The sequence below is a fragment of the Erwinia sp. PPS120 genome (assembly GCF_047918655.1).
GTDB classification, from domain to species: domain Bacteria; phylum Pseudomonadota; class Gammaproteobacteria; order Enterobacterales; family Enterobacteriaceae; genus Erwinia; species Erwinia tasmaniensis_A.
Window position 1 is genome coordinate 1 of record NZ_JBLREF010000042.1, and the last position, 25856, is coordinate 25856.

The following is a 25856-nucleotide window of genomic DNA, read 5'->3' on the forward strand; positions in this document are numbered from 1 at the left end:
AGCGATATTTTTGATTACATCGAAATGTTTTATAACAGTAAGCGTCGGCATGGTTCTGGCGAGCAGATGCCACCGACTGAATATGAAAACCTATATTATCAACGGCTCAGAAGTGTCTAGATTATCCGTGGCGATTCACGATGAAGCAGTACATAAGCCCCACAAATCGAGTTAGCTTGTATAGGGTGTTTCTGCATCCTGAAATTACGAATTACATGGGATACAAATTGGCATACAAAGTGGTTTACAACGAGGGGTGAACCCTCTTATTCTGTAACAACGTTAGTTAGTGGATTAACGCTAAAATTTATAGATTTATCAATGACTCGGGGTGCCGTTTCTTTCCAAAGAAACAGCTGAGAAAAACCCGTTGAACCTGAACTGGATAATGCCAGCGGAGGGAAGTCAGATGCCTGAGCGCATTCGCCTTTCTGCCTGCTGGCTGGGAGCGCGATAATGAACCAACCTTACACCTGTGTTGCGGGCGAACCCGTCACCTCACTTCTCCTGTTTTCCGCGCGCCTGCCGCGTATTTCATGCTTTAATCCTGATGCCGCATCTGACGCTGTCGCCTGCCCGCCGCCCGCCGGTGAGGCTGCATGAAGCGCATTAATGCACTGACGATTGCCGGAACCGATCCCAGCGGCGGGGCCGGTATTCAGGCCGATCTGAAAACCTTCTCGGCTCTTGGAGCCTATGGCGCCAGCGTGGTTACCGCGCTGGTGGCGCAAAATACCTGTGGCGTACAGTCGGTGATGCGCGTTGATGCGGACTTTGTGGCCGCGCAGCTCAGCTCGGTGCTGACGGATGTGCGCATCGACAGCGTAAAAATCGGCATGCTGGCGGACAGCGATATTGTCGAGGTGGTGGCGAAGGCCCTTCACGCGGCAGATATTCGCTGGACGGTACTGGATACGGTGATGCTGGCGAAAAGCGGTGATGCGCTGCTTTCTCCTCGCGCCGTTGCCACGATGCGTCAGAGCCTGCTGCCGCATGTATCACTGATCACGCCGAATCTGCCCGAGGCTGCCGCGCTGCTTGAATGCGATATCGCCAGCACTGAGAGCGAAATGCGCCAGCAGGGCAGGGCGCTGCTGGCGCTGGGCTGTCAGGCGGTGTTGATAAAGGGTGGCCATCTGCACGGTAGCGAAAGCCCCGACTGGCTGCTGACTTCGCAGGGTGAACAGCGTTTTACCGCGCCTCGGGTACCTGGACGCAATACGCACGGCACGGGCTGTACGCTTTCAGCGGCGCTGGCGGCGCTTCGCCCTCGTTATGATGGCTGGAGTGCCACCATGCAGGAGGCGCGACAGTGGCTCCAGGGCGCGCTGGAGCAGGCTGATACCCTGGAGGTCGGTCACGGCGCAGGCCCGGTACACCACTTTTATCGCTGGTGGTAGAGAGTGGCAATTTATGCGTACTGGGATCGTTCTGAAAAATGGAGTCAGCAATTTGCATTAGCAGACTGAATGGGTCCAGGATGATGGGGGTAAGAAATCCACGCAGAGGGCGAAAGCCGTTCGCCCTTTCACACGAACGATCGGGAGCTAACATGACGGATATTGCACAGTTACTGGGTAAAGAAGCGGACTCTCTGTTACAGCACCGCTGTATGACTATTCCCGCGGAGAGTCTTTACCTGCCGGGCGCGGATTATGTTGATCGCGTGATGATTGATAACAATCGTTCTCCTGCCGTTCTGCGCAATATGCAAACGCTCTACAATACCGGCCGTCTGGCCGGGACCGGTTACCTGTCGATCCTGCCGGTGGACCAGGGCGTGGAGCATTCTGCGGGTGCCTCATTTGCCGCCAATCCACTCTATTTTGATCCGAAAAACATTGTTGAACTGGCCATTGAAGCAGGCTGCAACTGCGTGGCCTCGACCTATGGCGTGCTGGCCTCCGTTTCGCGACGTTATGCGCATCGAATTCCTTTTATGGTGAAACTTAACCATAACGAAACCTTAAGCTATCCTACCCAGTACGATCAGACGCTTTACGCCAGCGTGGATCAGGCGTTTAATCTGGGCGCCGTTGCGGTGGGAGCAACCATCTATTTTGGTTCTGAACAGTCACGTCGCCAGCTGGAGGAGATTTCGGCAGCCTTTGAACGCGCCCATGAGCTGGGCATGGTGACGGTGCTGTGGGCCTATCTGCGTAATAATGACTTTAAGAAAGACGGGGTTGATTACCACGCCAGCGCCGACCTGACCGGGCAGGCCAATCATCTGGCAGCCACTATCGGTGCGGATATTGTTAAGCAGAAAATGGCTGAAAATAACGGTGGCTACACTGCCGTTAAGTTCGGCTCTACCGATGAGCGCGTTTACAGCAAGCTGACCAGCGATAATCCTATCGATCTGGTGCGCTATCAGCTGGCCAACTGCTATATGGGTCGCGCCGGATTGATTAACTCAGGCGGCGCATCGGCAGGCGAAACGGACACCGCTGAGTCGGTGCGCACGGCGGTGATCAATAAACGCGCGGGCGGTATGGGGCTGATTCTGGGACGTAAGGCGTTTAAGAAGTCGATGAAGGATGGCGTCGCGTTGATCAACGCCGTTCAGGATGTTTACCTGGCGAAAGATATCACCATCGCATAACGCTGTTCAGGTGAATGCGCCAGTAAAAAAATGGAGGTAGTCCACCAGACTGTCTCCATTTCGTCAGGTGCATTCCGGCAGTGTCTGGAAGCCCGAACCCACGTTTCTCAGTGCGCAGGTGGAGAAACGTGTCGTTTCATTATTTTGTTACACACTTACGCGCAGCGAACGGCACTACTCTGCATCCGGACAGGATAAGATAGCGTTTTAGCACTTCCCGAGCCGTTGATAAATCGATGAAATGGTTAACAAAAAATGCGCTTTTGTTTGCAGCTAAAACCTGCGCCGCGGCATTTTTAGCGTTATATATCGCACTTGAATTAAACCTGGATAAGCCCGCCTGGGCCATGGTCTCGGTTTATGTTATATCACAGCTCTACTCCGCCTCTACCCTGTCTAAAGCGCTGTTTCGCTTCCTGGGCACCGTGCTGGGCGGCATATTCATCTTTCTCATCTACCCGATCACCGTCACTCATCCGCTGCTGTTCAGCCTCAGCGTATCGCTCTGGGTCGCCTGCTGTCTTTATCTCTCGCTTCATGATCGAACGCCAAAAAGCTATGTCTTTATGCTGGCGGGATACAGTGCCGCCATCATGGGCTTTGCTGATGTCACTACGCCGCTCTCCATTACCTATACCGTTATCTCGCGTATTGAAGAGATTACCGTGGCAATTGTTTGCAGCAGCCTGATACATATGCTGGTTTTCCCGGTGCGCATGCGCGATCTGCTGGAAAATAGCGTCGGTAACTGGTTTGAAAGCGCAAAAGAGCTGTGCAATGAGCTGCTGACGACCGAATCAAAAGAACGTCCGCCGGAAAGGGAACATATTCTGGTACAGATGGCGAACTACCCGCTGGCCGTTGAAACGCTCATTACCCACTGCGTCTATGAGGGAGATTCAGCCCGCAGGCTTATCCGGCTGGTCAGTGCGCAGTATCAGCACCTCTCTTACCTGATCCCCACCCTGACCGCGATTGAAAAACGCCTCAGCCTGCTGGCGGAACAGGGGATTGCCTTTCCTGATTTCGTCAGTGCCTCCTTTAGCCATTTTCTTAGCTGGCTCAACAGCCCGGCGCAGGGCGAAGGCGCCGTGGCGGTACGTGAAAATATTGGCGATTCACAGGAAAAAATTCAGGCGCAGTACGCCGCTGGCGAAATGAGTGCGGAAGAGGCGTTGCTGCTGACGGGTCTGATGGAGCGGCTGCTCAACTTCGTGCGCATTGCTGAATCCTGGTTCGGGGCCAAAGAACGCGTCAGCCAGCTGGGAAATGAGAAAAAACGCGGCAGCGTTAAGCTGATACGCAAGCATGCCGACAAGGGTCTGATCCTGCTCTCCTCATTTACCGCCTTTGCCGCCACCATGACTGGCTGCCTGTTCTGGATAGGTACCGGCTGGAAAGATGGCGCAACCGCGCCGATGATGGCCGCCGTGGTCTGCTCATTTTTCGCCTCGCAGGACAGTCCCATTGCCTCAATGAAGGTCTTTCTTAAAGGTGTGCTGTTCGCCATTGTTATCAGTATCGTCTACGTGGGGATATTTATTCCGATGGCCACCAGCTGGGAGGCGCTGATCATCTGCCTGGCACCCGGCCTGATGGTGCTCGGACTGATCATCGCTAACCCCACCACCAACTTTATCGGGCTGATTATCGCCACCCAGATCCCTGGCTTTATTGGGATGACCCATCATCTTAAGCCGGATCTGCTGTCGATTATTAACGCGTCAATTTCGACCGTAGTGGGTATTATCCTGGCGGTTGTCGTCACGGCGATTATCCGCAATAAAAGACCGGCATGGTCCGCCCGTCGCGTATTGCGCCGGGGAATAAAGGAGCTGCTACAGTTTACGACGGAAATTAAAATTAACGCCTCGTCGCTGCTCTCACGTCAGCAATATGTCGCCAGCATGGTAGATAAAATTAATATTATTTTGCCGCGAAATAAGGTTGATCCGACCCCCGGCGTGGCGCTGGGCGGAAATTTGATCACGGAAATCTGGCTGGGCGTTAACTGCTATGACTTTTATGCTCGCCATCAGCAGCTGCTGAAGGAGAAGGGCGTGGAAGCGGATGGGGTGATGTCAGAAATTAATGACTATTTTAAAAAGCGGCTGCGGAATATTTACCTTGAGCCGCCACAACATTTGCTTAACGAACTGGATCAGCAGCTGATAAAAACTGAGGCACTGTGTCGCGCAGATATCCAGCTATTTAGCCCGCTGTTTTACCTGTTTAATATCCGGCTGGCGCTCTACCCGACGCTCAGGTGGCCGGAAAACCGCCTGAGCGTGGCAGAGTAGCTATTTGCCGTTAGGGGTTTCCGGCGACATCTGGTATGCCGTTTCGACCTCTTCACTGCGTTTGCTATCCGTATGCTGCTGACGGGACCATACCGCATCCATCTGCTGTTTGGTCCCTTCCTCTAATTCAGTGGGGACAACGTTGCGATAGCGGGTAATTTCCTCCTTCACGACTTTGACGGTCAGGGCATAGACATGCTCCGGGTCGTACTGTTCGTGTGGGAAGGCAATTTTTGCATAGTCAAAGACGGCGGGTTCATCTTTCTTCCAGCGCTGCCAGGTTTCAAACATACGGTCATTAAAGCCGGTTAAAATGGGACCCGGGTTAATGGTAGCAACGTTAACATTGAACTCTTTCAGCTCTTTGTTCAGCGCTTCTGCAAAGGCTTCGAGCGCATGCTTGGAGGCAGAATAAGCACCTGCGAAGGGGTCAGTGGTGATACCCGCGACGGATGACATAAAGATTATCCTGCCTGACTTTCTTGCCACAAATTTTCTGGCGAAAAGCTGGGTCAGTAAGATAGTACCGAAGACGTTAACCTCGAACTGCTTACGCAGGTTCTCTTCGGGGATATCGACAACCGCGCCTCCTTCAGAAATACCCGCATTGTTGAGCAGAATATCAATGTCCCAGCGGGAGGCCGCCAGCCTGTCATCGGCATCGGAGATGTCGAGTTTTTCAACGCGTAGCGTCACATTTTTTTTCGCAGCCTCTTGTTTAAGAGTGAAAACCTGGGCTTCGATCTCTACGGCGGCAATCACGTTAAATCCGGAAGCGGCGAGTCTGAATGCCACTTCTTTACCAAAACCGGTGCCCGCGCCTGTGATTAGAATATTCTTACTCATATCCTTCCCCTGTTTTATTGCAAAGGGGTAAGTGTAGGCGATATTTTTTTTCTGCCACCACGCAACTTAAGCCTAAAGCGGTTTTATATAACAATATCTATATTATTACGGTGATAAACTTCCGGCAGATTTATAGATTACGGGGAAGGGAAATCAAATAAAGACGTCAGGATTTAAAATATAGCCGTGGTGTTGAATAATATTATTTCGGGTGTCTGAATGTTCCTGAACAGGGAGTAAATAGCGGTACCAAACAGGATAACGGCTAAAGCTACGGTGATAAGCAGGCTGCCGGCGGTGTGCTGGCGGCACATATTTATGGACAGCCGTTTTACAGCCAGCCGATGATGTAAGCGGACGGCTGTCCATAAGACGTGCAGACTACATCACTGTTCTCGCGCCTGTTGTACGCGCAGCCAGAATACACGACAACGTGGAGCGGTTATCATACCGCGAGTCAGGCCAGCAGCTCGCACGATGGCGGCAGGCGACAGCTAATGACGCCGGGGAGCACCTCAATACGGAAGGCCGTCCCGCTCAGCGGCTCACCGTCCAGGTTAAAGGTCATCTCGTGCGGCGCGGTGATTTCCAGCCACGGCAGCGAGGCGCGGATAATATTCGGGTTTTCATCGTCACCGCCTATAACCGAATTCAGCAGCGTGGGCAGGATCTCTTTCGAAGTGACAATGCTTAACTCCAGCTTGCCATCGTTGATCAGCGCGGCGGGGCACAGCCGCTGGCCTCCACCGGCCTGGCGTCCGTTACCAATGCCAATCACCAGCGCATCGCCCTGCCAGTGAAAATCAGGGCCGCTCAGTTCGCAGCTGTCTGCTTTGAGGGTATCCATTCGCGTCAGGCCGTGAATAAAGTACGAGACGCCGCCAAGGGCCGATTTCAGCCTGGCAGGCGTTTCCGTGGTAATGCGCGCACCAAAGCCGCCAGTGGCCATGTTGATAAAGTAGCGGGACTGATTAACCCGCGCCAGGTCGATTGGCGTTGCCTTGCCAACGATAGCCAGGCGTACGGCATTCTCCATTTCTTCAGGGATCCCGGCGCTGGTGGCGAAATCATTCGCGGTGCCAAGCGGGATAATGCCCAGTACCGGACGCTGCGCGGCATCCAGACCGGCCAGGGCGGTGGCGATTTCATTTATCGTTCCGTCGCCGCCGCCTGCCACTACGGTGGTGGCCTTAAGATCGACTGCCTCTCTGACGTAGCGCTCTCCATCCCCGTACTCCCAGGTCACCCGAACTTCTATCGGCGCACCTTCTTTGCGTAGGGTTTCAATAGCATCGCGGAGAGTAATATTTCCCGCACCTTTGCCGTTGAGAATCATCAGCGTAAGCGAATGTTTATCCATATTTTTTATCTCATCAGTCTGGCCAGAGGCCGCAGTTGCATCAGTTATAGCATATCCGCCGCCGCCGGGATAAGGAGCAGTCCGAAACCTGAAAAAAGAAAAGCCCGCCGGGGGGAGCCAGACGGGCTGAAGAGGTGGTTCCTGGTCAATACTGCTGTTTAGAATTACTCATTTTAAGCAGTCGCTATGATAGCGAGAAATTGCATTTGGGACTGTGACCGGTTTCTAAAAAAGTTACCTCAGGAAACGATATTATCCGCGGAGGCCACGTTTCCCGCCGGGGTTTTGCCCAAATTGCGCATCAGCAGGGCATACGCGAGATCAACCTCTTCCGGCACCGGGATCCAGACAAAGTGGCCGTTCCCCGGCGCAACCTGGATCGGCTGGGCGCTTTTATTTTCCATTTCGGCCAGGCTGAATGTGACGTTACCCTGCGGGGTCATCATCTCCAGACTGTCGCCCACGCTGAAGCGGTTTTTAACATCCACCCGCGCCAGGTTACCACGCCGCTCACCGGTAAACTCACCGACAAACTGCTGGCTGTCAGAGGCCGAATAGCTGCGATCGTAGGTCTGGTAACTGTCATGGCGGTGGCGGCGCAGAAAACCTTCGGTATAGCCCCGATGCGCCAGACACTCCAGCGTTTGCAGCAGCGTCGGGTCGAAGGGCTTGCCGGCGGCGGCGTCATCAATGGCGCGGCGATAGACCTGAGCAGTGCGGGCGCAGTAGTAAAAGGATTTGGTACGACCTTCAATTTTAAGCGAGTGAATGCCCATTTGCGTCAGGCGTTCGACGTGCGCCACCGCGCGCAGATCTTTGGAGTTCATAATGTAGGTACCGTGCTCATCCTCAAAGGCGGTCATATACTCGCCCGGACGCATCGCCTCTTCCAGGGTGAAGACCTTATCGGTTGGCTGCCCCTCGCCCAGCACCGGCTCGACATTGCGCACCGGAATGGGCTGGTGCTGATGCACGATAGCGCCCGTCTCATCTTCTTTGCCCTCCTGCACCTTATACTCCCAGCGACAGGCATTAGTACAGGTCCCCTGGTTAGGGTCGCGCTTATTGATATAGCCGGAGAGCAGGCAGCGGCCGGAGTAGGCCATGCAGAGCGCGCCGTGGACAAATATTTCCAGCTCCATCTCCGGCACCTGCTGGCGAATTTCGGCAATCTCCTCCAGCGACAGCTCGCGCGAAAGGATCACCCGGGTCAGCCCCATCTGCTGCCAGAATTTAACCGTGGCCCAGTTCACCGCATTTGCCTGTACCGACAGGTGGATATCCATCTGTGGAAATGCGTCGCGTACCAGCATGATCAGTCCGGGATCGGACATGATCAGCGCATCCGGGCCCATGTCCACTACCGGTTGCAGATCGCGAATAAAGGTTTTCAGCTTGGCGTTGTGCGGCGCAATATTGACCACTACGTAGAATTTTTTACCCTGTGCGTGCGCTTCGCTGATGCCGATGGCCAGGTTTTCATGGGTAAATTCATTATTGCGCACGCGAAGGCTGTAGCGTGGCTGGCCCGCATACACTGCATCTGCACCGTACGCGAAGGCGTAGCGCATATTTTTCAGCGTACCGGCAGGGGAAAGCAGTTCCGGTTTGAACATGGTTGCATCCAGTCTGTGGTCAAAAATTCGTCGGGAAAGCGGCGTCGGGCCGCCTGTTGGATGGCCGGACAAAATGTGCGGGGATTGTAAAAGCTGGAGGGGGCAATGTAAATGGCGCCAGATCAAAGGTCAGGCCTCAATCTGGCGGCAGAATAAGCGAGGTCAGATCAAGCGGCCTGCATCGGCTTCCCAGCGGTAGCCCATACCGTAAACCGCGCGGATAAACGGCTGATCGGCGTCCAGCGCCTCCAGCTTGCGGCGCAGATTTTTGATATGGCTGTCGATGGTACGGTCGGTCACCACCCTATAGTCGTCATACAGCTGATTAAGCAGCTGCTCGCGCGTGAAAACCTGGCCGGGCGCCTGTGCCAGCGTCTTTAGCAGGCGAAATTCAGCGGGCGTCAGATCCAGCATGCTGCTATTCCAGCTGGCCTGAAAGCGGCCTTCATCAATGACCAGCAGCGAGGCCTGCTGGATCTCCTTCGGCGTACGCTGGCAGCGCCGCAGGATGGTTTTGACCCGCGCCACCACTTCGCGTGGGCTGAAGGGCTTACAGATATAATCATCTGCCCCAATTTCAAGCCCGAGCAGGCGATCAATCTCTTCGGATTTGGCGGTGACCATCATAATCGGCAGGTCGGTGAAGCGGCGCAGCTCACGGCACAGCGTCAGGCCGTCAACGCCAGGCAGCATCAGATCCAGCAGGATCATATCGGGAGGCGTGCGCCTTACCCACTCCAGCACCTCATCACCGCGCAAAATATGATGGGTACGGTAATTGGCTGCCTGCAGATAGTCCACCAGCAGCTGGCCCAGTTTTGGCTCGTCTTCAACCACTAAAATTAGCGGGTCTTGCTGTTCCTGATTCATAGCATCCTGCGGGGAAGAGGGTTTAGTTATCGTGGTAGGGTAAGTGTACCGTAATTTTCACGCCACCCGCATCCGCATGATCGGCCATAATGCTGCCATCATGCGCTTCAACAATGTTTTGACAGATAGCCAGGCCCAGACCCGATCCGCCGCTGGCGCGATTGCGCGAGCTTTCGGCGCGGTAAAAACGCGCGAATATTTGCTGGCGCTGCTCGTCGGTAATGCCGGGAGGGGTGTCCTCAAATTGCACCGTTCGCTGGCCCGGCTGGCTGCTGACGCTGATAGTCAGGCCGCCGCCCGCGTCGGTGTAGCGCAGGCTGTTCTCAATCAGATTGGTCATCAGCTGCATCAGTCGATCGGGATCGCCAAACAGCGGGGCCTGCTCCGGCAGCCTGAGCGTCAGGGTCAGGCCGTGCGCGCTGAAGCGGCTGGTGAAGTTGCTGGCGACTACTTCCAGCAGCGGCACCAGGTCGGTTTTACATTTGCGGTAGGCCAGCGCCCCTTCATCCGAGAGCGAGAGCTGGTGGACATCATCCACCAGCTTGGTGAGGGTTGCCACTTCTCCCTGTAGCGAGACGATGGATGCCGGCGTCAGCTGACGCACGCTGTCCTGTATCGCCTCCAGTTCGCCGCGCAGAATCGCCAGCGGGGTGCGCAGCTCATGTGAGATGTCGGCCATAAAGGCCCGGCGCATGCTTTCGTTTTTTTCCAGCGTACCGGCCAGCCGGTTGAAGTCCTGCCCCAGCCGCCCCAGCTCGTCGCGGCTGCTGGCCTGTACGCGACTGGAAAAATCGCCTGCCGCCAGGCGGTGCGTGCCTTCCACCAGCCGTTTGACCGGGGCCAGCAGGCCGCGCGACATCAGCCAGGTGACCAGCGCCGCCAGCAGCATAGTCAGGCCAACGATAATCCAGCTGGTGCGTTTCTGCTGCTGCTCAAAGTTAATATCGGCGCTGCGGGTCAGCCGCTCCGGCGGCGAACCTATCACCCAGCCGACAATGTGCCCATCGCTGGTGGTGATATTGCGGCGCGTGCCCTCCGGCGGTATCGGCCCGCGTGGGCCAATCATAACGTGATACTGCTGATCGATAACCCAGAACGGCGTTCGCCAGCCGTGCGGGGGCAGGTGAGTGCTGGCATCCGGGTTCTGTTCCAGCGAATGCAGGATCTGGAAGACCAGCTTGTTGTTATGGCGAAGGAAATCCCAGTTGCCGTGCTGCTCATACTGATCGGAGAGCGCATCGCTCAGCATCACCAGCCGCTGCTCGTTACCTTTCTTGATGTAGTCGATAAAGCCATGCTCAAAGCTGAGCCGCACCCCCAGGTGCATGGTTGCCACCACCAGCAGGCAGGTTGAAAATATTGCGGCAAACAGCTTGGCGGTTATGCCGATACGTAACTTAGTGAACATCACGTTCTCCTCCTGCGATGTCGTCGTGCCAACAGACCGATGGCATAAACCGGCTGCGAAAGGTGAAGCGTATCCATCCGCTATGGGCTTCCTGAATCGCGGCTGAGGGCAGAGGCGGCAGCCCCCTGTGCGCCAGGACGCTTAGTGCGACGGAGCTTATTCATATAAAGATAAACCACAGGTGTGGTGTAAAACGTTAGCAGCTGGCTCACCAACAGCCCCCCCACCACGGTAATACCCAGCGGCTGGCGCAGCTCCGCGCCGTCACCCGACGTGAGGACCAGCGGCAGGGCGCCAAACAGCGCGGCAAGGGTAGTCATCAGAATGGGGCGGAAGCGCAGCAGGCTGGCCTGAAAAATCGCCTCACGGGCGCTAAGCTCGCCGCTGCGCTGGGCATCCAGGGCGAAGTCCACCATCATAATGGCATTCTTCTTCACAATCCCAATCAGCAGCAGGATGCCAATCAGCGCAATCAGGCTGAACGGCGCACCAAACAGCTCCAGCCCCAGCAGCGCCCCCACCCCCGCTGAGGGGAGGGCGGAAAGAATGGTCAGCGGATGAACGTAGCTCTCATAGAGGATGCCGAGCACAATATAGACCGTGGCGATGGCTGCCAGGATCAACCATAGCTGGCTGTTCTGCGACTGCTCAAAGACCCTCGCCGTTCCGGCAAAGCTGCCGCGAACGCTGGGTGGGACGCCCAGCGAGGTCATGCTGCGTTCGATGGCGGCAGAGGCCTGAGAAAGGGAGACGCCCTCGGGCAGGTTAAAGGAAATGGTCGAGGCGGCAGACAGCCCCTCATGGTTGACCGACAGCGGCGCGTTGGCCGGAAGCCAGTGGGCAAAGTAGGAGAGAGGGATAGCCTTCCCGCTGCTGTTCACCACATACATTAAATCCAGCGAGCCGATATCCTGGGTGTAGCGCGGATCCACCCCCATTACCACCTTGTACTGATTCAGCGGCTGATAGATAGTGGAAATCTGTCGCTGGCCGAACGCGTTGTTCAGCAGATCGTTAGCCATGGAAACATCGATGCCAAGACGCGCCATGGTTTCCCGGTCATAGGTCAGCGCCATTTCTGCTCCGTTATCCTGTTGATCGGAATTCACATCTGCCAGCTGCGGCAGGGTGCTAAATGCCTGGCGAATTTTCGGCTCCCACAGCCTGAGGTCGCCAAGATCGTCGGAGAGCAACGTATACTGATAGCCGGCGTTAGACTCACGCCCGCCCGCCCGGAGATCCTGCACTGCCATCAGATAGAGGCTGGCCCCCGGCTCTTTCGCCAGCTTAACCCGCAGCCGCGCAATCACCGCCTGGGCGTTTTCGGTGCGCTCGCTGAGCGGCTTAAGCGAAATAAACATCGCCCCGCTGTTGGTCCCGGCGGCCCCGGTAAAGCCCATCACGCTTTCCACCGCCGGATCGGCGTGGACAATGGTCATAAAGTCTGCCAGCTTGCCGCGCATCGCCTGGAATGAAATACTCTGATCGGCCTGTATAAAGCCCAACAGCCGTCCGGTATCCTGCTCGGGCATAAAGGTCTTCGGAATGGTCGCGTAAAGATAAACCGTCAGGCCGATGGTGGCGAGGAATACCAGCAGCGCCCAGCGCGCATGATTCAGCACGACATTCAGTGAGCGACCATAGCCCTGTTGCAGATGCAGCAGCAGGCTGCCGATGCCTGATGTGCGCGGCTGTGGGTCTGCCTTGCGGGCGCGCAGCAGGCGGGCGCACATCATCGGCGTCAGCGTCAGCGATATCACCAGCGAGATGGCAATCGACACCGACAGAGTAACCGCAAACTCTTTGAAGAGGCGGCCTATCATTCCGTCGAGCATCAGCAGCGGCAGGAACACGGCAATCAGCGACAGGCTCATCGCCAGCACGGTAAAGCCGACCTCGCGCACGCCCTGAAGCGCCGCCTGAAGCGGCTTCATTCCTGCTTCAACGTGGCGTGAAATATTTTCCAGCACCACGATGGCGTCATCCACCACAAAACCGGTGGCGATGGTGAGCGCCATCAGCGACAGGTTGTTCAGGCTGAAGCCGCACAGGTACATTGCCGCAAAGGTGCCAATCAGAGAGACCGGTACCGCAACGGCAGGGATCAGCGTGGCGCGGCCGGAACGCAGGAACAGGAATACCACCAGGATCACCAGCCCGACGGAGATAACCAGCGAATGCTCAACCTCCGCCAGCGATGCGCGGATGGTTGGGGAGCGGTCCTGCGCGATATTCAGCTCCACGGAAGCGGGGATCAGGCTGCGCAGTTCGGGGACTTCGGCGCGGATGCGGTCAACAGTAGCGATGATGTTAGCGTCAGGCAGCTTGCGGATCAGCACCAGAATTGCCGGTCGCGCATTGGACATACCGGCATTACGCACGTCCTGTACTGAATCGGTGACGTTTGCCACGTCTTTAAGCTGCACCGCCGCGCCATTGTTATAGTGAATAACCAGCGGGCGGTAGTCTGCGGCGGTTTGCAGCGCGTCGTTGGTTTTTAGCTGCCAGCGTCGTTCCGCATCCTCAACGGCCCCCTGCGGCCTGCGCTGATTGGCGTTAGCGATGGCAGTGCGTACCGCATCCAGCGACACGCCCTGATTGAATAACGCCTGCGGATTGAGGTCCACCCGCACGGCCGGGAGGGAGCTGCCGCCAATCGTGACGTCACCGACGCCCTCAATCTGCGACAGCTTTTGCGCCAGCTGGGTCGAAGCATAGTCATACAGCTTGCCCTGCGACCAGCTGTCCGAGGTTAGCGTCATGATCATAATCGGCGCATCGGAGGGGTTGATCTTACGCCAGCGTGGACGATCCGGCATCCCGGAGGGGAGCAGGCTCTGTGCCGCGTTAATCGCACCCTGTACGTCGCGCGCGGCGCCGTTGATATCGCGGTCGAAATCAAACACCATGATAATTCGCGTCATGCCCAGCGAGCTGGTGGAGGTCATCTCGCTGACGCCCGCGATGCGGCCCAGCGCCCGTTCCAGCGGCGTGGCTACCGACGACGCCATGGTTTCCGGTGAGGCGCCGGGCAGCGAGGCGGAAATCATGATCACCGGGATATCCACCTGCGGCAGCGGGGCGACCGGCAGCAGCCGGAAGCCCAGTACCCCCGCCAGGGTAATGGCAAGGGTCAGCAGTATCGTCGCCACCGGACGGTGGATAAATAGCGCAAAAAACCTCACTCTGCCGCCTCCCGCCGGAAACGGCGACGTGCGGCCTTCGCCAGCCGGTCAAACAGCAGATAGATAACCGGCGTGGTAAACAGGGTCAGCACCTGGCTGACGATGAGTCCCCCTACCATGGCAATACCCAGCGGGCGACGCAGTTCGGCCCCGACGCCGGTGCTGAGCATCAGCGGCAGTGCGGCAAGCAGCGCCGCCAGCGTGGTCATCAGAATCGGTCGAAAGCGCAGCAGGCAGGCCTGATAGATGGCCTCACCCGGCGACATACCCTGCTCACGCTCCGCCGCCAGCGCGAAGTCGATCATCATAATGGCGTTTTTCTTCACGATGCCAATCAGCAAAATAATGCCAATGATGGCGATCACGTCCAGCTCGCTGCCGCTGATCATCAGCGCCAGCAGCGCCCCGACCCCCGCAGTCGGCAGCGTGGAGAGGATGGTGATCGGGTGAATAAAGCTCTCATACAGCACGCCCAGCACGATATACATCGCCACGATGGCGGCGACGATCAGCCAGACGGTTCCCGACAGGGCGGCCTGAAATGCCAGAGTGCTGCCCTGGAAGTGGGTGATGATATCGGACGGCATCGCCAGATTGCGTTCGGCCTGACTGATGGCGTTCACCGCTTCTTCCAGCGAGTAGCCGTCGCTGACGTTAAAGGAGAAGGTGGTGGAGGGGAACTGATCCAGATGGTTAATGCTTAAGGCTCCGTGGCGCTGCTCAACGCGCGCAATGGCGCTCAGCGGCACCGTGCCCCCCGATGGACTCTTCAGGCGGATGCTGTCCAGGCCTGCCAGGCCGGGTGTTTCGGTGGTGTCGTGCTCCAGCACTACCCGGTACTGGCTGGACTGGGTATAAATAGTGGAGATCAGCCGCTGGCCGAACGCGTTATAGAGCGCGTTATCCACATCGGCCATGGTGATGCCAAGGCGGCTGGCGCTGTCGCGATCCACCCGAACATAGGCCTCCAGACCCTGGTCCTGCCAGTCACTGCTGACATCTTTAAGCTGCGGCAAATCGGAGAGCGTTTCCACCAGCTTCGGCACCCACTGGCTTAAGGCCTCCAGCGATCCCGTTTGCAGGCTGAACTGATACTGGGTCCGGCTAAGCTGGGTATCTATGGTCAGGTCCTGTACTGGCTGTAAATAGAGCGTAACGCCTGGCAACCCGGCAATCTCGCGCTGCAAACGCGCAATAACCGCCTGAATACGATCGTCGCGTTCGCTGAGCGGTTTAAGCGTTATTTGCAGTCGACCGCTGTTGAGCGCGGGATTGGTGCCATCAACGCCGACAAAGGAGGTCAGGCTCTGTACCGCCGGATCTTTCATGATAATTGAGGCAACCTGCTGCTGCCGCTGAGCCATATTGCTCCAGGAAACCGACTGCGGTCCCTGCAGTGTCCCCTGAATAATGCCGTTATCCTGTAGCGGGAAGAAACCTTTAGGAATGGCGATCCACAGCACTACGGTGACGGCCAGCGTGCTGAGTGCCACGCCGAGCGTCAGCCAGGGGTGCTGCAATACCCGACGCAGAAAGCAGCCATAAGCCGCAATGATCCGGTCAAACATGGCCTCACTGGCGCGGGAGAAGCGGTTCTGTTTCCGCAGTGACTCTGCGCTGAGCATGCGCGCGCACATCATTGGCGTCAGGGTCAGGGAAACCACCGCCGAGATAAGAATCGAGATCGCCAGGGTGACGGCGAATTCGCGGAACAGCCTGCCGACGATATCCCCCATAAACAGGAGCGGGATCAGTACCGCAATCAGCGAAAAGGTCAGCGAAATGATGGTAAAACCGATCTCACCGGCCCCTTTCAGGGCGGCGTCCAGCGGCTTTTCGCCCTTTTCGAGATAGCGAGAGATGTTTTCAATTACCACGATGGCGTCATCCACCACAAAGCCGGTGGCGATCGTGAGCGCCATCAGCGTCAGGTTGTTGATCGAAAAACCGAGAAACCAGATAACCGCGAAGGTGCCGATGAGCGACAGCGGCACCGCCACGGCGGGGATCAGCGTGGCCGGGACGTTGCGCAGAAACAGATAGATGATCATCACCACCAGCGCAATGGAGAGCATCAGCTCAAACTCGACGTCGTGAACCGAGGCGCGGATATTGGTGGTGCGGTCGGTGAGCACCCTGACCTCCACCGATTTTGGCAGCGAGGCGGTGAGCGCGGGCAGCATCTGACGGATGCTGTCGGCAGTGGAGATAATGTTTGCGCCGGGCTGACGCTGAATATTCAGCACAATGGCGGGCTGGCGGTTGGCCCAGGCACCGAGCCAGCGGTTTTCGGCACTCTGCACGACGCTGGCAACGTCACCGAGACGCACCGGTGCGCCCTTCTGGTAGGCGACCACCAGCTGGCGATAATCTTCGGCTGATTTCATCTGATCGTTGGCGGAAAGGGTTATCGCGCGCTCCGGGCCGTCCAGGCTACCCTTAGCCGAGTTAACATTGGCATTGCTGATGGCGGTACGGATAGTTTCACTGTCCAGCCCCAGCGCCGCCAGGGCCTGTGCATTCAGCTTTACGCGCACGGCGGGGCGCTGCCCGCCCGCCAGGGTCACCAGTCCGACGCCGGATACCTGGGAAATTTTTTGCGCTACGCGGGTTTCCACCATATCTTCGACCTGAGTCATCGCCATGCTGGTGGAGGTGACGGCAAGGGTCATAATGGGCGGATCGGCCGGGTTAACTTTGCTGTAAACCGGTGGATTAGGCAGGTCGTTCGGCAGCAGATTGGTGGCGGCGTTGATCGCCGCCTGCACTTCCTGCTCGGCCACGTCCAGCGGCAGGGTAAGCTGGAACTGAAGCGTGACTACCGATGCCCCTCCGGCGCTCTGAGAAGACATCTGTTTTAAGCCCGACATCTGGCCGAACTGGCGTTCCAGCGGTGCGGTGATCGCTGAGGTCACCACGTCCGGGCTGGCACCGGGGTAGAGCGTGACGACCTGAATGGTCGGATAATCGACCTCTGGCAGGGCTGAAACCGGCAGGGCGCGGTAGCCAAGGATGCCCGCCAGCAGGATAGCCACCATCAGCAGAGTGGTGGCGACGGGGCGCAATATAAACGGGCGCGACGGGCCGCCGCCTGGATTTGGGGACATCACCTGCATCAGACGCCCGCTCCCGCTGCGGGCAGCGCGCTGTGAGTCGGGGTGCCGGGGGTAGACTGCGGTGCGATGACCTCAACCTGCGCGCCCTCTTTCAGACGGTCAATGCCGTCGGTGACCACCCGTTCACCGGCATCCAGTCCGGCCTTTACCACCACGCTGTGGCTGTCCTGCATTCCGACCGAAACCTGCTTTTTACTGACCTTATTCTCCGCGTTTACCACCCAGACGAAATTGCCCTCGTTGCCCATCTGCAGCGCGGCGGTCGGGATAACGATGGCATCCTCCAGCGTATTCACCTTCAGTCGGGCGTTAACAAACTGGTTGGGAAACAGCATGTCATCGCTGTTGCTAAAGCGCGCTTTCAGCTTCACCGTGCCGGTGGTGGCATCGATCTGATTATCCATGCTGAGCAGGCTGCCAGAGGTGAGAAGCCTGCTGTTCGTGCGGTCCCAGGCCTCCACCGGGATCGGCTGGCCGCTTTTCTGCGCGGTAAGCAGGGTAGCGATATCATTTTCCGGTAGGCTAAACACCACGTCGATGGGGTGGGTCTGGGTGATCACGACAATCCCGCTAGCGTCACTGCTGGCGATCATATTGCCCACATCCACCTGTTTCAGGCCAACGCGGCCTGAGATGGGCGCCACCACGCGACTGTAGGTGAGATTAAGCTGGGCGCTGGCGACGCTGGCCTCATCAACCTTTAGCGTGCCCTCGGTTTCGCTGACCAGCGCGCGCTGCGCGTCCATCTCCTGCCGAGAAACCAGGTTAGTTTTGGCCAGTGATTCATAGCGCGCCAGATCGCGGCGGGCGTTGGCCAGCGTCGCCTGGTCCTTTGCCAGCTGTCCCTGCGCCTGCATCAGCGCAATGTGATAGGGCCGTGGGTCGATTTCCGCCAGCAGCTGTCCGGCTTCCACCTGCTGCCCTTCGGTGAAGTGCAGCGCCGTCAGCGTGCCATCCACGCGGCTGCGCAGGGTGACCGTATTGGCCGCGGTAACGGTGCCCAGGCCTGCCAGATACTGCGGCACACTTTGCCTGACGGCTTCTGCCGCCTGCACCGGCGTGGGCGCACCGCTGCGGCCGCGACGGCCACCTTCGCCTTTCCCGCTGGCTCCCGCCTGCCTGGCCTGTTCTGCGTTGGGCGGCGAAGCTGCCTGCTGGCTTTGCCACCAGATGTAGCCACCCACTGCACAGGCTGCGACGATCAGAATAAGCAGTATCCTGCGGGAAGGTCGTTTGGTCTTCATGTTCTTAAGCGCTCTCCGGTAGCAACAGGGTGTCCTCTGGATCGAATGGCGATCCTTAAGCCAGCGAGTTTAACCAGTTTAAAGGGTGTAAAAATGAATGAAATATGAATTAAGGCTATTTTTTCTGCTTTATTGTCAGCGACGTAAAGCCGGATGCCACCTGATAACTTAAGTATTCATAAACTGAAAACCTTATGCCACAAATGTACCACGCGCAGGTGACAATGTTTGCTACGCTAATTAGCACGCGAGAATCATTCACTTCAGGAGAGACATGATGAGTCAGATAGAACACCGATCATTAGGCCGCACCGGCATTCAGGTTCCCACGCTCACCTTCGGCGGCAACGTTTTTGGCTGGACAATCGATCAGAAAACCTCCTTTTCGCTGCTGGACGCGCTGGTTGAGAAAGGGCTGTATTTCATCGATACCGCTGATGTGTATTCGCGCTGGGCACCCGGTAACCAGGGCGGCGAGTCGGAGACCATTATCGGCAACTGGCTCAATCAGAGCGGCAAGCGCGATAAAATCGTGCTGGCTACCAAGGTGGGTATGGATCTGGGTGAAGGAAAAACCGGGCTGGCGCCAGCCCGCATTCGGCAGGCGATTGAAGATTCCCTGAGACGTTTGCAAACCGATACTATCGATCTGTATCAGGCTCACCGTGACGACAGCGACACGCCGCTGCAGGAAACGCTGGCGACCTTTGACGCGCTGATCAAAGAGGGTAAAGTGCGAGCGGTGGGTGCCTCTAACTACAAGGCTGAGCGGCTGGCCGAAGCGTTGAAGGTCAGTGAAGAGCAGGGTCTGGCGCGTTATGAAACGCTTCAGCCGGAGTATAACCTTTACGATCGTGAAGAGTATGAGAGCGGGCTGGAAAAGGTGGCCAGCGAAAACGGGCTGGGCGTCATTAACTACTACTCCCTGGCGAGCGGCTTTCTGAGCGGTAAATACCGCAGGCCGGAAGATGCCAGTAAGAGCCAGCGCGGCGACGACGTGGTGCAGAAATACCTTAATCCGCGCGGGCTGAGCATTCTGAAAGCGCTCGACAGGGTGGCTGAAAGCAATAATGCCACGCCAACGCAGGTCGCGCTGGCATGGCAGATTGCCCGTCCCAGCATTACGGCCCCGATTGTCAGCGTGACTTCGCTGGCCCAGCTTGACGAGCTGGTAAAAGCTGCCGCGCTTAAGCTTAGCGAGGCGGATCTGCGTACGCTCTCCGACGCCAGTGCAGCCGGTCAGGCTTAAGGCTTTGCGGAACCTTGCTGACGCGCAAGCGCTTACCGGTGCGGCACACGGCTTTGCGGAACCTTGCTGACGCGCAAGCGCTTACCGGTGCGGCACAAGGCTTAACGGAACATTACCTGCGCCCAGCGCGCCAGTCCGGCAGTGACCGAGCCGAAGTCATCGCCGCTGGCTAGCGGAATATCAGGCAGCAGTTCACTAAGCGCCTGGCGTAGCACCGGAGAGCGCGCGCTGCCGCCGGTAAGGAACACCACATCAGGGCGGGTGCCGCTGGCAGATAACGCCAGTTTCACCTGCTCCTTTATGCGCTCAACGGGCTGAGAAATAGCCGCCTGAAGCGCATCAACGCTGATAAGCGTCTCCAGGGATGCCTCAATAAAGCGCAGCGGCGCAGCTACCTGCTGACGATCCGACAGGGCGATTTTGCTCTCTTCCGCCGCGCGCACCAGCCGATAGCCCAGCCGCTGCTGCCAGACTTTCAATAACCGCTTCACCTTTTCAGGCTCTGCGGCATCGCGGATCAGATCCTGCAGCTGCCTGCGGCTGGCGGTGGCGTAGAAGTCGCTTTGCGCCGGTACATCGTTGATTGCCACCGCATTCCACCAGGGCAGGGCTGGAAGATTAATGCCTTTAACGGTCGTGCCGCCTAATCCCAGCAGTGGCATTAGCTCTTTGAATGCCAGCATGATATCCAGGTCGTTCCCACCAACGCGACAGCCGCTGTGGCCCAGCAGGCTGCTGCCACGCTCCGCCCTGTCATGCCACTCGGGCCCCATTAACAGCATTGAGCAGTCGGTAGTGCCGCCGCCAATGTCCACCACCAGCACGCGCGTTTCGGCGGTGAGGGTCGCTTCAAAATCCAGCCCGGCCGCTACGGGCTCATACTGAAACTCAACGTCCTTAAAGCCGGCGCGGGACGCCGCGCGCGCCAGTATCCCCTGCGCCTGGCGGTTGGCCTCATCGCCGCCCAGCCCCTGGAAGTTGATCGGGCGCCCAATCACCGCCTGGCTGACGCTGGCATTGAGCTGCTGCTCAGCCTGTTGGCGAATATGCAGCATGGTGGCGCACACCAGATCTTCAAAGAAAGCGACCTGCTGAGGTTTGAGTCCGTTTGCGCCGAGAAACGACTTAGGGGATTTAACAAACCAGACGTCTTCGGGATCTTCCATATACTGCGCCAGCGAGGCGAGGCCGAACTGCACGCTGGCGGGGGTGACGTCGATATCTTCTTCACGGTTTAAAGCTACCGCGCGACGCAGGATCGCCTGATTCTCCGCGTCCGGCGTGGGCACCTGGTGGTGGCGAAATAACCACTCACTGACGGCCTCTCTGGTCGGTGCGCACAGCATAGAGGGCAGTAAGGCTGAGCCCTGCTCAAGAGGCAGCAGTTCGGGCGCGCCCTCGTTCATGATGGCTACCGAGCAGTTTGCCGTACCGTAATCAAAGCCGATAAACATATGTCCCCTCCGCGAGCGGTGAAAAAAGGGGGGGACTTTAGCCCAGGGCCGCGTGGAGAGCAAGAACCCCGCGCGATTAAATCGTCTGGCCTGAGCCGCGCCAGCGCGTCGGGCTACTCGTTTTCACGGCAAGAGAGGAGGGGGTTCAGATGCTTGAGCAAAGCGGAACCGTACATCGAGCACTGCCCGCGGCCGCTGTGCTTGGCGTTATAGCAGGCGAGATCGGCCTGCGCCATCACCTCGCTGTCGTTGGCATTGTTGCGGTTGATCAGGGTAATGCCCGCGCTGGCACCAATTGGGTAGCGCTGCCCCTGCCACATAAAGCGGTATTCGTTCACCGCCAGCACCATGTGTGAAATCCTTTCGCGGGCTTCCTCCAGCGTCACATCAGCCAGCAGTACGCCAAATTCGTCACCGCCCAGCCGCGCCAGCATATCGCTGCTGGCTAATTGCTGGCCCATCACGTCTGCCAGCTCGCGCAGCAGGGCATCACCGGCCGCGTGTCCTGCGCTGTCATTAACCGATTTAAAGCGGTCCAGGTCGATAAACACCAGGACGTGCTGCTGGTTGTTATCCCGTGCCGATTGCAGCAGACGCTGAAGCTGGATCTCGAAATTGACGCGGTTAGGCAGCCGGGTCAGCATATCGTGTGAGGCGCTGTGGCTCAGGCGGCGCATCATTTCCCGTGATTCACTCACGTCCTGAATCACCATCACGCTGCCAATACTTTCCCCTTCCTGAGTTTTCAGCGGCGTGATGGTGTAGTGAATTTCATACTGCGTGCCGGCCGCGTTATGCAGCACCAGCTCCCTGTCGATATCCGGCAGGGTGATTTCGCCCGGCTGTTCACCACCTGGCAGGATCTCCAGTGCGGGGCCGCTATGACCGCGGGTTATGCGTAGAATGTCGCCGACAGGCTTACCCGCCGCGTTCTCCTGTGTCCAGCCGCTCATACTTTCCGCCACCGGGTTCATAAAGGTTACCCGCATCGCTTTATCGGTGCTGATCACCGCTTCGCCAATCGAATCCAGCGTAATATGCATCCGCTCTTTCTCCTGGTAGAGCGCATCGGTCAGCAGGCGCATTGTCGTCATGTCCTGACTGATGCCGAGCATCCTTTCCATCTGGCCCTTTTCGTCCAGCACCATCGTCGACTGGCTGCGAATATGACGAATACCCGATGCGGTGTTGATGCGAAAGTGAATATCCAGCGGCGCGGGGGTCAGGGTGGCCAGGTTGAACGCATCCGTGGCCATTTTACGGTCGGCGGGCAGCAGGGTGTCAGCCCAGCTTTCATAGGTCGGCTGCGCATCTTTCGGCAGTTCATAAATCTCACACATCCGTTTGTCCCAGCTTATCCTGCCGGTTCGCAGGTTCCAGTCCCACACGCCGATACCGCCCGCCTCATTGGCCAGGGTGATCCGCTGCATCAGGCGACGGTTGATCGCCTCGGTTTTTTTCAGCTCAGTGATATCTTCAATCTGCGAAATAAAATAGAGCGGCTGACGTTCGCCATCGCGCACCAGCGAGACGGCGAGCCTTGCCCAGACGATCCTGCCGCTCCGATGGTAATAGCGCTTTTCGAGGCTGTAGCTCTCATCTGCGCCCTCTAACAGCGCGCGGGCGTGGGCAAGATCGGCCTCAACATCGTCGGGATGGGTGATCTGCTGAAAGGTGAGCTGCAACAATTCTTGCGCCTGGTAGCCCAGCAGCGAACAGAGCGATTTATTTACCTGTACCCACTGTCCCTCCGGTGAGAGCAGCGCCATGCCAATTTTTGAAAACTCCATGGCGTGGCGGAAGCGGGTTTCGCTCTCGACAATGTGCTTCTTCTCTTCACGAAAAGAGTGCATCACCAGCGTCATAATATGGCTGGGAATGATGGCCATCAGGAAGGGCAGCCAGGGAGTACGCGTGGTAAACCATCCGCTGTTTGAGCGCAAATCGAGCAGGTGGAGCGTTAGCATCAGGGACATCATCGCCAGCGTTGCCAGGAAAACCACGAAAGCTTCAAAGCGCTGCAGGCGTACCGCGCTGTAAAACAGCACGACAATGACAAAAGTAAACGGCCACGGCAGATAACGTAATGCCAGATAGCTCAACAGGAGCGTTCCGACCAGGGTTAGCAGGGTTTCCAGCAGCACGTGCTGGCTAAAGTTTTTGTGAAAATAGTCACTGCGCCACAGCAGGCAGACCGGCCCCAATACCAGCATGCCGATCATTTCTGAGATAACCCAGGTAGAAAAGAAATGCAGATTCGACCTGTCGCTGACGTTGAGCAGCAGCGTGGCGACCACCCCACCCAGCAGCGGTACCAGCACACCGACGGACACCACGATTGTTACCCAGCTCAGCAAGGTGTCCAGCGGCGCCTTAGGATCGCTCAGACGACGCAGCAGTGCCCCGCCCAGTACGGCCTGAAGCAGATTAAGCAGGGCAAAGGTGACGGCCTGCGGGGAGGGGCCGGTCATCATTGCGTTGGCCCCCGTCAGTCCGACCAGGCAGGCGGAGAGGACCAGCGGCAGTGAGGTTAACGGCAGGCGGAAGACGATGATGGTCATTAGCGCCGTGGGGAACCATAGCGGCGAAACAGGACCACCTAACTTAATCAGCATCAGGCAGAATATCGCCAGGGAAAAGGTGAGTGCGCCAAGCGATATCGCCAGCATCCCGCGGGATAACGCAGTTGGATTAGCCTGTAAAGGAGTCTGATTCGTCATTAACAATTCCAGCGGGGACAGACGGTCATGTCTGCGCACTACGCGTTGCTCAGAACATGCTAGCACAACCTTTTCTGGATACCTGCCTGAATTCAAAACTGTGCGTTATTCGGGCAATTAATGCTCAGGCGAAAAACGCCAGTGCCCGATAACGCGGCCTGCATCGCGGGGGCAATACTGCGCCACATTGTTGTATAGCCCGTTTGCGCCCTGTGGAACAGCGCGTTACTGACGCATTTTTAACAGCTCTTCGCGCGTCCACGCATGATCGATACCGGCAATATGTACCGACATGCGCTGCAGGAACTGCTGCGTGGTGGCCAGTTTTCCGTGGCCCAGCAGCACCAGAGGCAGCAGCAGTGCAATGGTAAGCTGACCGGTCGAAAAGCCCTTCAGCCGGGCATGGCGCTGGCTGATCAGGAAGGCGCTACTTAGCGTAAAGCCGAGGATCAGCCCCGCGAAGACCTCGCTGTGGGAATGGTAGTTGAGGATCAGGCGCGATGCGCCGACCATCAGCGGGATAAGGTAGCCAATGCCGAGGGCAAAGCCGCGCCAGAGTGGGGGCAGACGGCCGCTCAGCAGCCAGAGCATCACCGGCCATAGCGTGGCGGACATGGCGCTGTGGCCGCTGAATCCGGTGAAGTTATAGCGTGCGCTGCCGATGCCAAAGCCGAGAAAAGCGATTTTAGAGAGGCTGACAATCGCGCCAGCAGCGCAAAAAGCCAGCACCCAGTACCCTACCGCACGACGGTCGCTGTTTTTCCAGTTAATCAAAATAGCCATGATCACGGCGGTCGGGATAAGCAACATGCTGTCGCCGAAATAGGTCAAAAAATGCAAAATATGCCAGGACACCTGATTTCCTTTTTATTGTGTTATGGGGCAGACGGGCTTTCAGCCGGGGGCTGTCTGGTACTGATCCATTGATGACGCGTGCTCTGCCAGGCGCAATTGCCGGGCTAAAATTGTGAAGCCTGTCTCACTAATGTCATTCTAACGGTGAACCTGTTTGGCGCATAACGGGAAAGTCTTAAAAGCGCTATATCGCTTTTCGCTGGCATCAACCCCCCGAAATCCCTATAATTACGCGCGAAATCCTCCTCTCCATTGTCTCTGACAATCAGTAACCAGGTCTTTAATTTATGACTGACAAGTCGCACCAGTGCGTCATCGTAGGTATCGCCGGCGCATCTGCCTCCGGGAAAAGTCTTATTGCCAGTACGCTCTATCGCGAAGTCCGCGACCGGGTCGGTGATGAAAATATTGGTGTGATCCCTGAGGACGCTTACTACAAAGACCAGAGCCATCTGACCATGGATGAGCGGGTGAAAACCAACTACGATCACCCCAGCGCCATGGATCACAGCCTGCTGCTGCAGCATTTGCAGATGCTTAAGGCCGGGCAGGCGATCGATTTGCCGGTTTACAGCTACGTTGAGCATACCCGTACCGCGCAGTGCGTCCAGCTTAAGCCGAAGAAGGTCATTATCCTTGAAGGGATACTGCTGCTGACTGACGCCCGACTGCGCCAGGAAATGAACTTCTCTATATTCGTCGATACGCCGCTGGATATCTGTCTGATGCGCCGCATGAAGCGTGATGTTAACGAACGGGGTCGTTCCATGGATTCGGTTATGGCGCAGTACCAGAAAACCGTTCGTCCGATGTTCCTGCAATTTATTGAGCCTTCCAAGCAGTACGCTGACATTATCGTGCCGCGCGGCGGTAAAAACCGTATCGCCATTGATATTCTGAAAGCCAAGATTAATCAGTTTTTCGAATAGCAGGATAAGGGCCCCCGTTCCCAGATGAAGGGCGCGGGTGGCACAGCGCGCAGGAAGCGCACCTGTTACACCGCCTTCCTGCCCGTTTTACCCCATTCA

General features: G+C 57.3%; 17 protein-coding genes and 1 riboswitch. Of the genes, 6 read left to right on the forward strand and 11 right to left on the reverse strand.

What is annotated here, in order from left to right; translation table 11 throughout:
* The 4 genes from ACLRGG_RS19330 to ACLRGG_RS19345 form a co-directional block, all read left to right on the forward strand.
* A partial coding sequence (locus ACLRGG_RS19330) for an IS3 family transposase (protein ID WP_416251341.1) occupies positions 1-120 on the forward strand: 120 nt, incomplete at its 5' end.
* Between the two features lie 197 nt (positions 121-317).
* A riboswitch (TPP riboswitch) is annotated at positions 318-420 on the forward strand.
* A 179-nt stretch (positions 421-599) separates the two neighbouring features.
* Positions 600-1400 (forward strand): bifunctional hydroxymethylpyrimidine kinase/phosphomethylpyrimidine kinase, encoded by an 801-nt coding sequence (gene thiD / locus ACLRGG_RS19335; RefSeq protein WP_416251288.1) that lies wholly within the window; start codon positions 600-602, stop codon positions 1398-1400.
* Positions 1401-1552: 152 nt separating this feature from the next.
* Positions 1553-2605, forward strand: coding sequence for a class I fructose-bisphosphate aldolase (gene fbaB, locus ACLRGG_RS19340; protein WP_416251289.1), 1053 nt, complete (start codon positions 1553-1555; stop codon positions 2603-2605).
* 236 nt (positions 2606-2841) lie between these two features.
* Positions 2842-4905, forward strand: a complete 2064-nt coding sequence (locus tag ACLRGG_RS19345; protein ID WP_416251290.1) for an FUSC family protein — start codon at positions 2842-2844, stop codon at positions 4903-4905.
* On the opposite strand, the gene ACLRGG_RS19350 is transcribed toward ACLRGG_RS19345, so the two are convergent.
* The 8 genes from ACLRGG_RS19350 to ACLRGG_RS19385 all read right to left on the reverse strand — a co-directional run bounded on the left by ACLRGG_RS19350 (position 4906) and on the right by ACLRGG_RS19385 (position 18550).
* Complete coding sequence (locus tag ACLRGG_RS19350; protein ID WP_345828228.1) at positions 4906-5751, reverse strand: SDR family oxidoreductase; 846 nt, start codon at positions 5749-5751, stop codon at positions 4906-4908.
* 457 nt (positions 5752-6208) lie between these two features.
* Entirely contained in the window at positions 6209-7111 is a 903-nt protein-coding gene (gene yegS / locus ACLRGG_RS19355; protein WP_416251291.1) for a lipid kinase YegS, read from the reverse strand.
* Between the two features lie 239 nt (positions 7112-7350).
* Positions 7351-8727 carry a prephenate-dependent tRNA uridine(34) hydroxylase TrhP gene (trhP, locus tag ACLRGG_RS19360; RefSeq protein ID WP_416251292.1) on the reverse strand — a complete coding sequence of 459 codons (1377 nt, stop codon included), beginning with the start codon at positions 8725-8727 and terminating at the stop codon, positions 7351-7353.
* Between the two features lie 162 nt (positions 8728-8889).
* The gene (gene baeR / locus ACLRGG_RS19365; protein WP_416251293.1) at positions 8890-9597 is read right to left on the reverse strand and encodes an envelope stress response regulator BaeR; all 708 of its coding nucleotides are present in this window, start codon (positions 9595-9597) and stop codon (positions 8890-8892) included.
* Between the two features lie 22 nt (positions 9598-9619).
* Entirely contained in the window at positions 9620-11005 is a 1386-nt protein-coding gene (gene baeS / locus ACLRGG_RS19370) for an envelope stress sensor histidine kinase BaeS (RefSeq protein ID WP_416251294.1), read from the reverse strand.
* Between the two features lie 80 nt (positions 11006-11085).
* Positions 11086-14190: a multidrug efflux RND transporter permease subunit MdtC gene (gene mdtC, locus ACLRGG_RS19375; protein WP_416251295.1), complete on the reverse strand. Its 3105-nt coding sequence runs from the start codon at positions 14188-14190 to the stop codon at positions 11086-11088.
* Positions 14187-17306 carry an MdtB/MuxB family multidrug efflux RND transporter permease subunit gene (locus tag ACLRGG_RS19380; RefSeq protein ID WP_416251296.1) on the reverse strand — a complete coding sequence of 1040 codons (3120 nt, stop codon included), beginning with the start codon at positions 17304-17306 and terminating at the stop codon, positions 14187-14189. The genes mdtC and ACLRGG_RS19380 overlap by 4 nt, the downstream gene beginning before the upstream one ends.
* Positions 17306-18550 carry an MdtA/MuxA family multidrug efflux RND transporter periplasmic adaptor subunit gene (locus ACLRGG_RS19385; RefSeq protein WP_416251297.1) on the reverse strand — a complete coding sequence of 415 codons (1245 nt, stop codon included), beginning with the start codon at positions 18548-18550 and terminating at the stop codon, positions 17306-17308. Before ACLRGG_RS19385 ends, ACLRGG_RS19380 begins: the two co-directional genes overlap by 1 nt.
* Before the next feature lie 277 nt (positions 18551-18827).
* Here ACLRGG_RS19385 and ACLRGG_RS19390 point away from each other — a divergent pair, with 277 nt between their 5' ends.
* A complete protein-coding gene (locus tag ACLRGG_RS19390; RefSeq protein WP_416251298.1) occupies positions 18828-19799 on the forward strand; it encodes an aldo/keto reductase in 972 nt (323 codons plus the stop codon).
* Between the two features lie 101 nt (positions 19800-19900).
* Here ACLRGG_RS19390 and yegD read toward each other — a convergent pair whose 3' ends face one another.
* The 3 genes from yegD to ACLRGG_RS19405 form a co-directional block, all read right to left on the reverse strand.
* Entirely contained in the window at positions 19901-21253 is a 1353-nt protein-coding gene (yegD, locus tag ACLRGG_RS19395) for a molecular chaperone (RefSeq protein ID WP_416251299.1), read from the reverse strand.
* A 113-nt stretch (positions 21254-21366) separates the two neighbouring features.
* A complete protein-coding gene (locus tag ACLRGG_RS19400; RefSeq protein ID WP_416251300.1) occupies positions 21367-23973 on the reverse strand; it encodes a diguanylate cyclase in 2607 nt (868 codons plus the stop codon).
* Positions 23974-24198: 225 nt separating this feature from the next.
* On the reverse strand, positions 24199-24828 hold the full coding sequence (locus ACLRGG_RS19405) for a phosphatase PAP2 family protein (protein ID WP_416251301.1): 630 nt from the start codon (positions 24826-24828) through the stop codon (positions 24199-24201).
* A gap of 287 nt (positions 24829-25115) precedes the next feature.
* On the opposite strand from ACLRGG_RS19405, the gene udk reads away from it, so the two are divergent.
* Positions 25116-25757, forward strand: a complete 642-nt coding sequence (udk, locus tag ACLRGG_RS19410; RefSeq protein WP_416251302.1) for a uridine kinase — start codon at positions 25116-25118, stop codon at positions 25755-25757.
* Positions 25758-25856 lie beyond the last annotated feature (99 nt).

What these genes read in the sequence shown, in the direction of transcription:
- thiD (WP_416251288.1), top strand. Translation starts at nt 600, where the DNA reads ATGAAGCGCATTAATGCACTGACGATTGCCGGAACCGATCCCAGCGGC.
- fbaB (WP_416251289.1), top strand. Translation starts at nt 1,553, where the DNA reads ATGACGGATATTGCACAGTTACTGGGTAAAGAAGCGGACTCTCTGTTA.
- ACLRGG_RS19345 (WP_416251290.1), top strand. Translation starts at nt 2,842, where the DNA reads ATGAAATGGTTAACAAAAAATGCGCTTTTGTTTGCAGCTAAAACCTGC.
- ACLRGG_RS19350 (WP_345828228.1), bottom strand. Translation starts at nt 5,751, where the DNA reads ATGAGTAAGAATATTCTAATCACAGGCGCGGGCACCGGTTTTGGTAAA.
- yegS (WP_416251291.1), bottom strand. Translation starts at nt 7,111, where the DNA reads ATGGATAAACATTCGCTTACGCTGATGATTCTCAACGGCAAAGGTGCG.
- trhP (WP_416251292.1), bottom strand. Translation starts at nt 8,727, where the DNA reads ATGTTCAAACCGGAACTGCTTTCCCCTGCCGGTACGCTGAAAAATATG.
- baeR (WP_416251293.1), bottom strand. Translation starts at nt 9,597, where the DNA reads ATGAATCAGGAACAGCAAGACCCGCTAATTTTAGTGGTTGAAGACGAG.
- baeS (WP_416251294.1), bottom strand. Translation starts at nt 11,005, where the DNA reads ATGTTCACTAAGTTACGTATCGGCATAACCGCCAAGCTGTTTGCCGCA.
- ACLRGG_RS19380 (WP_416251296.1), bottom strand. Translation starts at nt 17,306, where the DNA reads ATGCAGGTGATGTCCCCAAATCCAGGCGGCGGCCCGTCGCGCCCGTTT.
- ACLRGG_RS19385 (WP_416251297.1), bottom strand. Translation starts at nt 18,550, where the DNA reads ATGAAGACCAAACGACCTTCCCGCAGGATACTGCTTATTCTGATCGTC.
- ACLRGG_RS19390 (WP_416251298.1), top strand. Translation starts at nt 18,828, where the DNA reads ATGAGTCAGATAGAACACCGATCATTAGGCCGCACCGGCATTCAGGTT.
- yegD (WP_416251299.1), bottom strand. Translation starts at nt 21,253, where the DNA reads ATGTTTATCGGCTTTGATTACGGTACGGCAAACTGCTCGGTAGCCATC.
- ACLRGG_RS19400 (WP_416251300.1), bottom strand. Translation starts at nt 23,973, where the DNA reads ATGACGAATCAGACTCCTTTACAGGCTAATCCAACTGCGTTATCCCGC.
- udk (WP_416251302.1), top strand. Translation starts at nt 25,116, where the DNA reads ATGACTGACAAGTCGCACCAGTGCGTCATCGTAGGTATCGCCGGCGCA.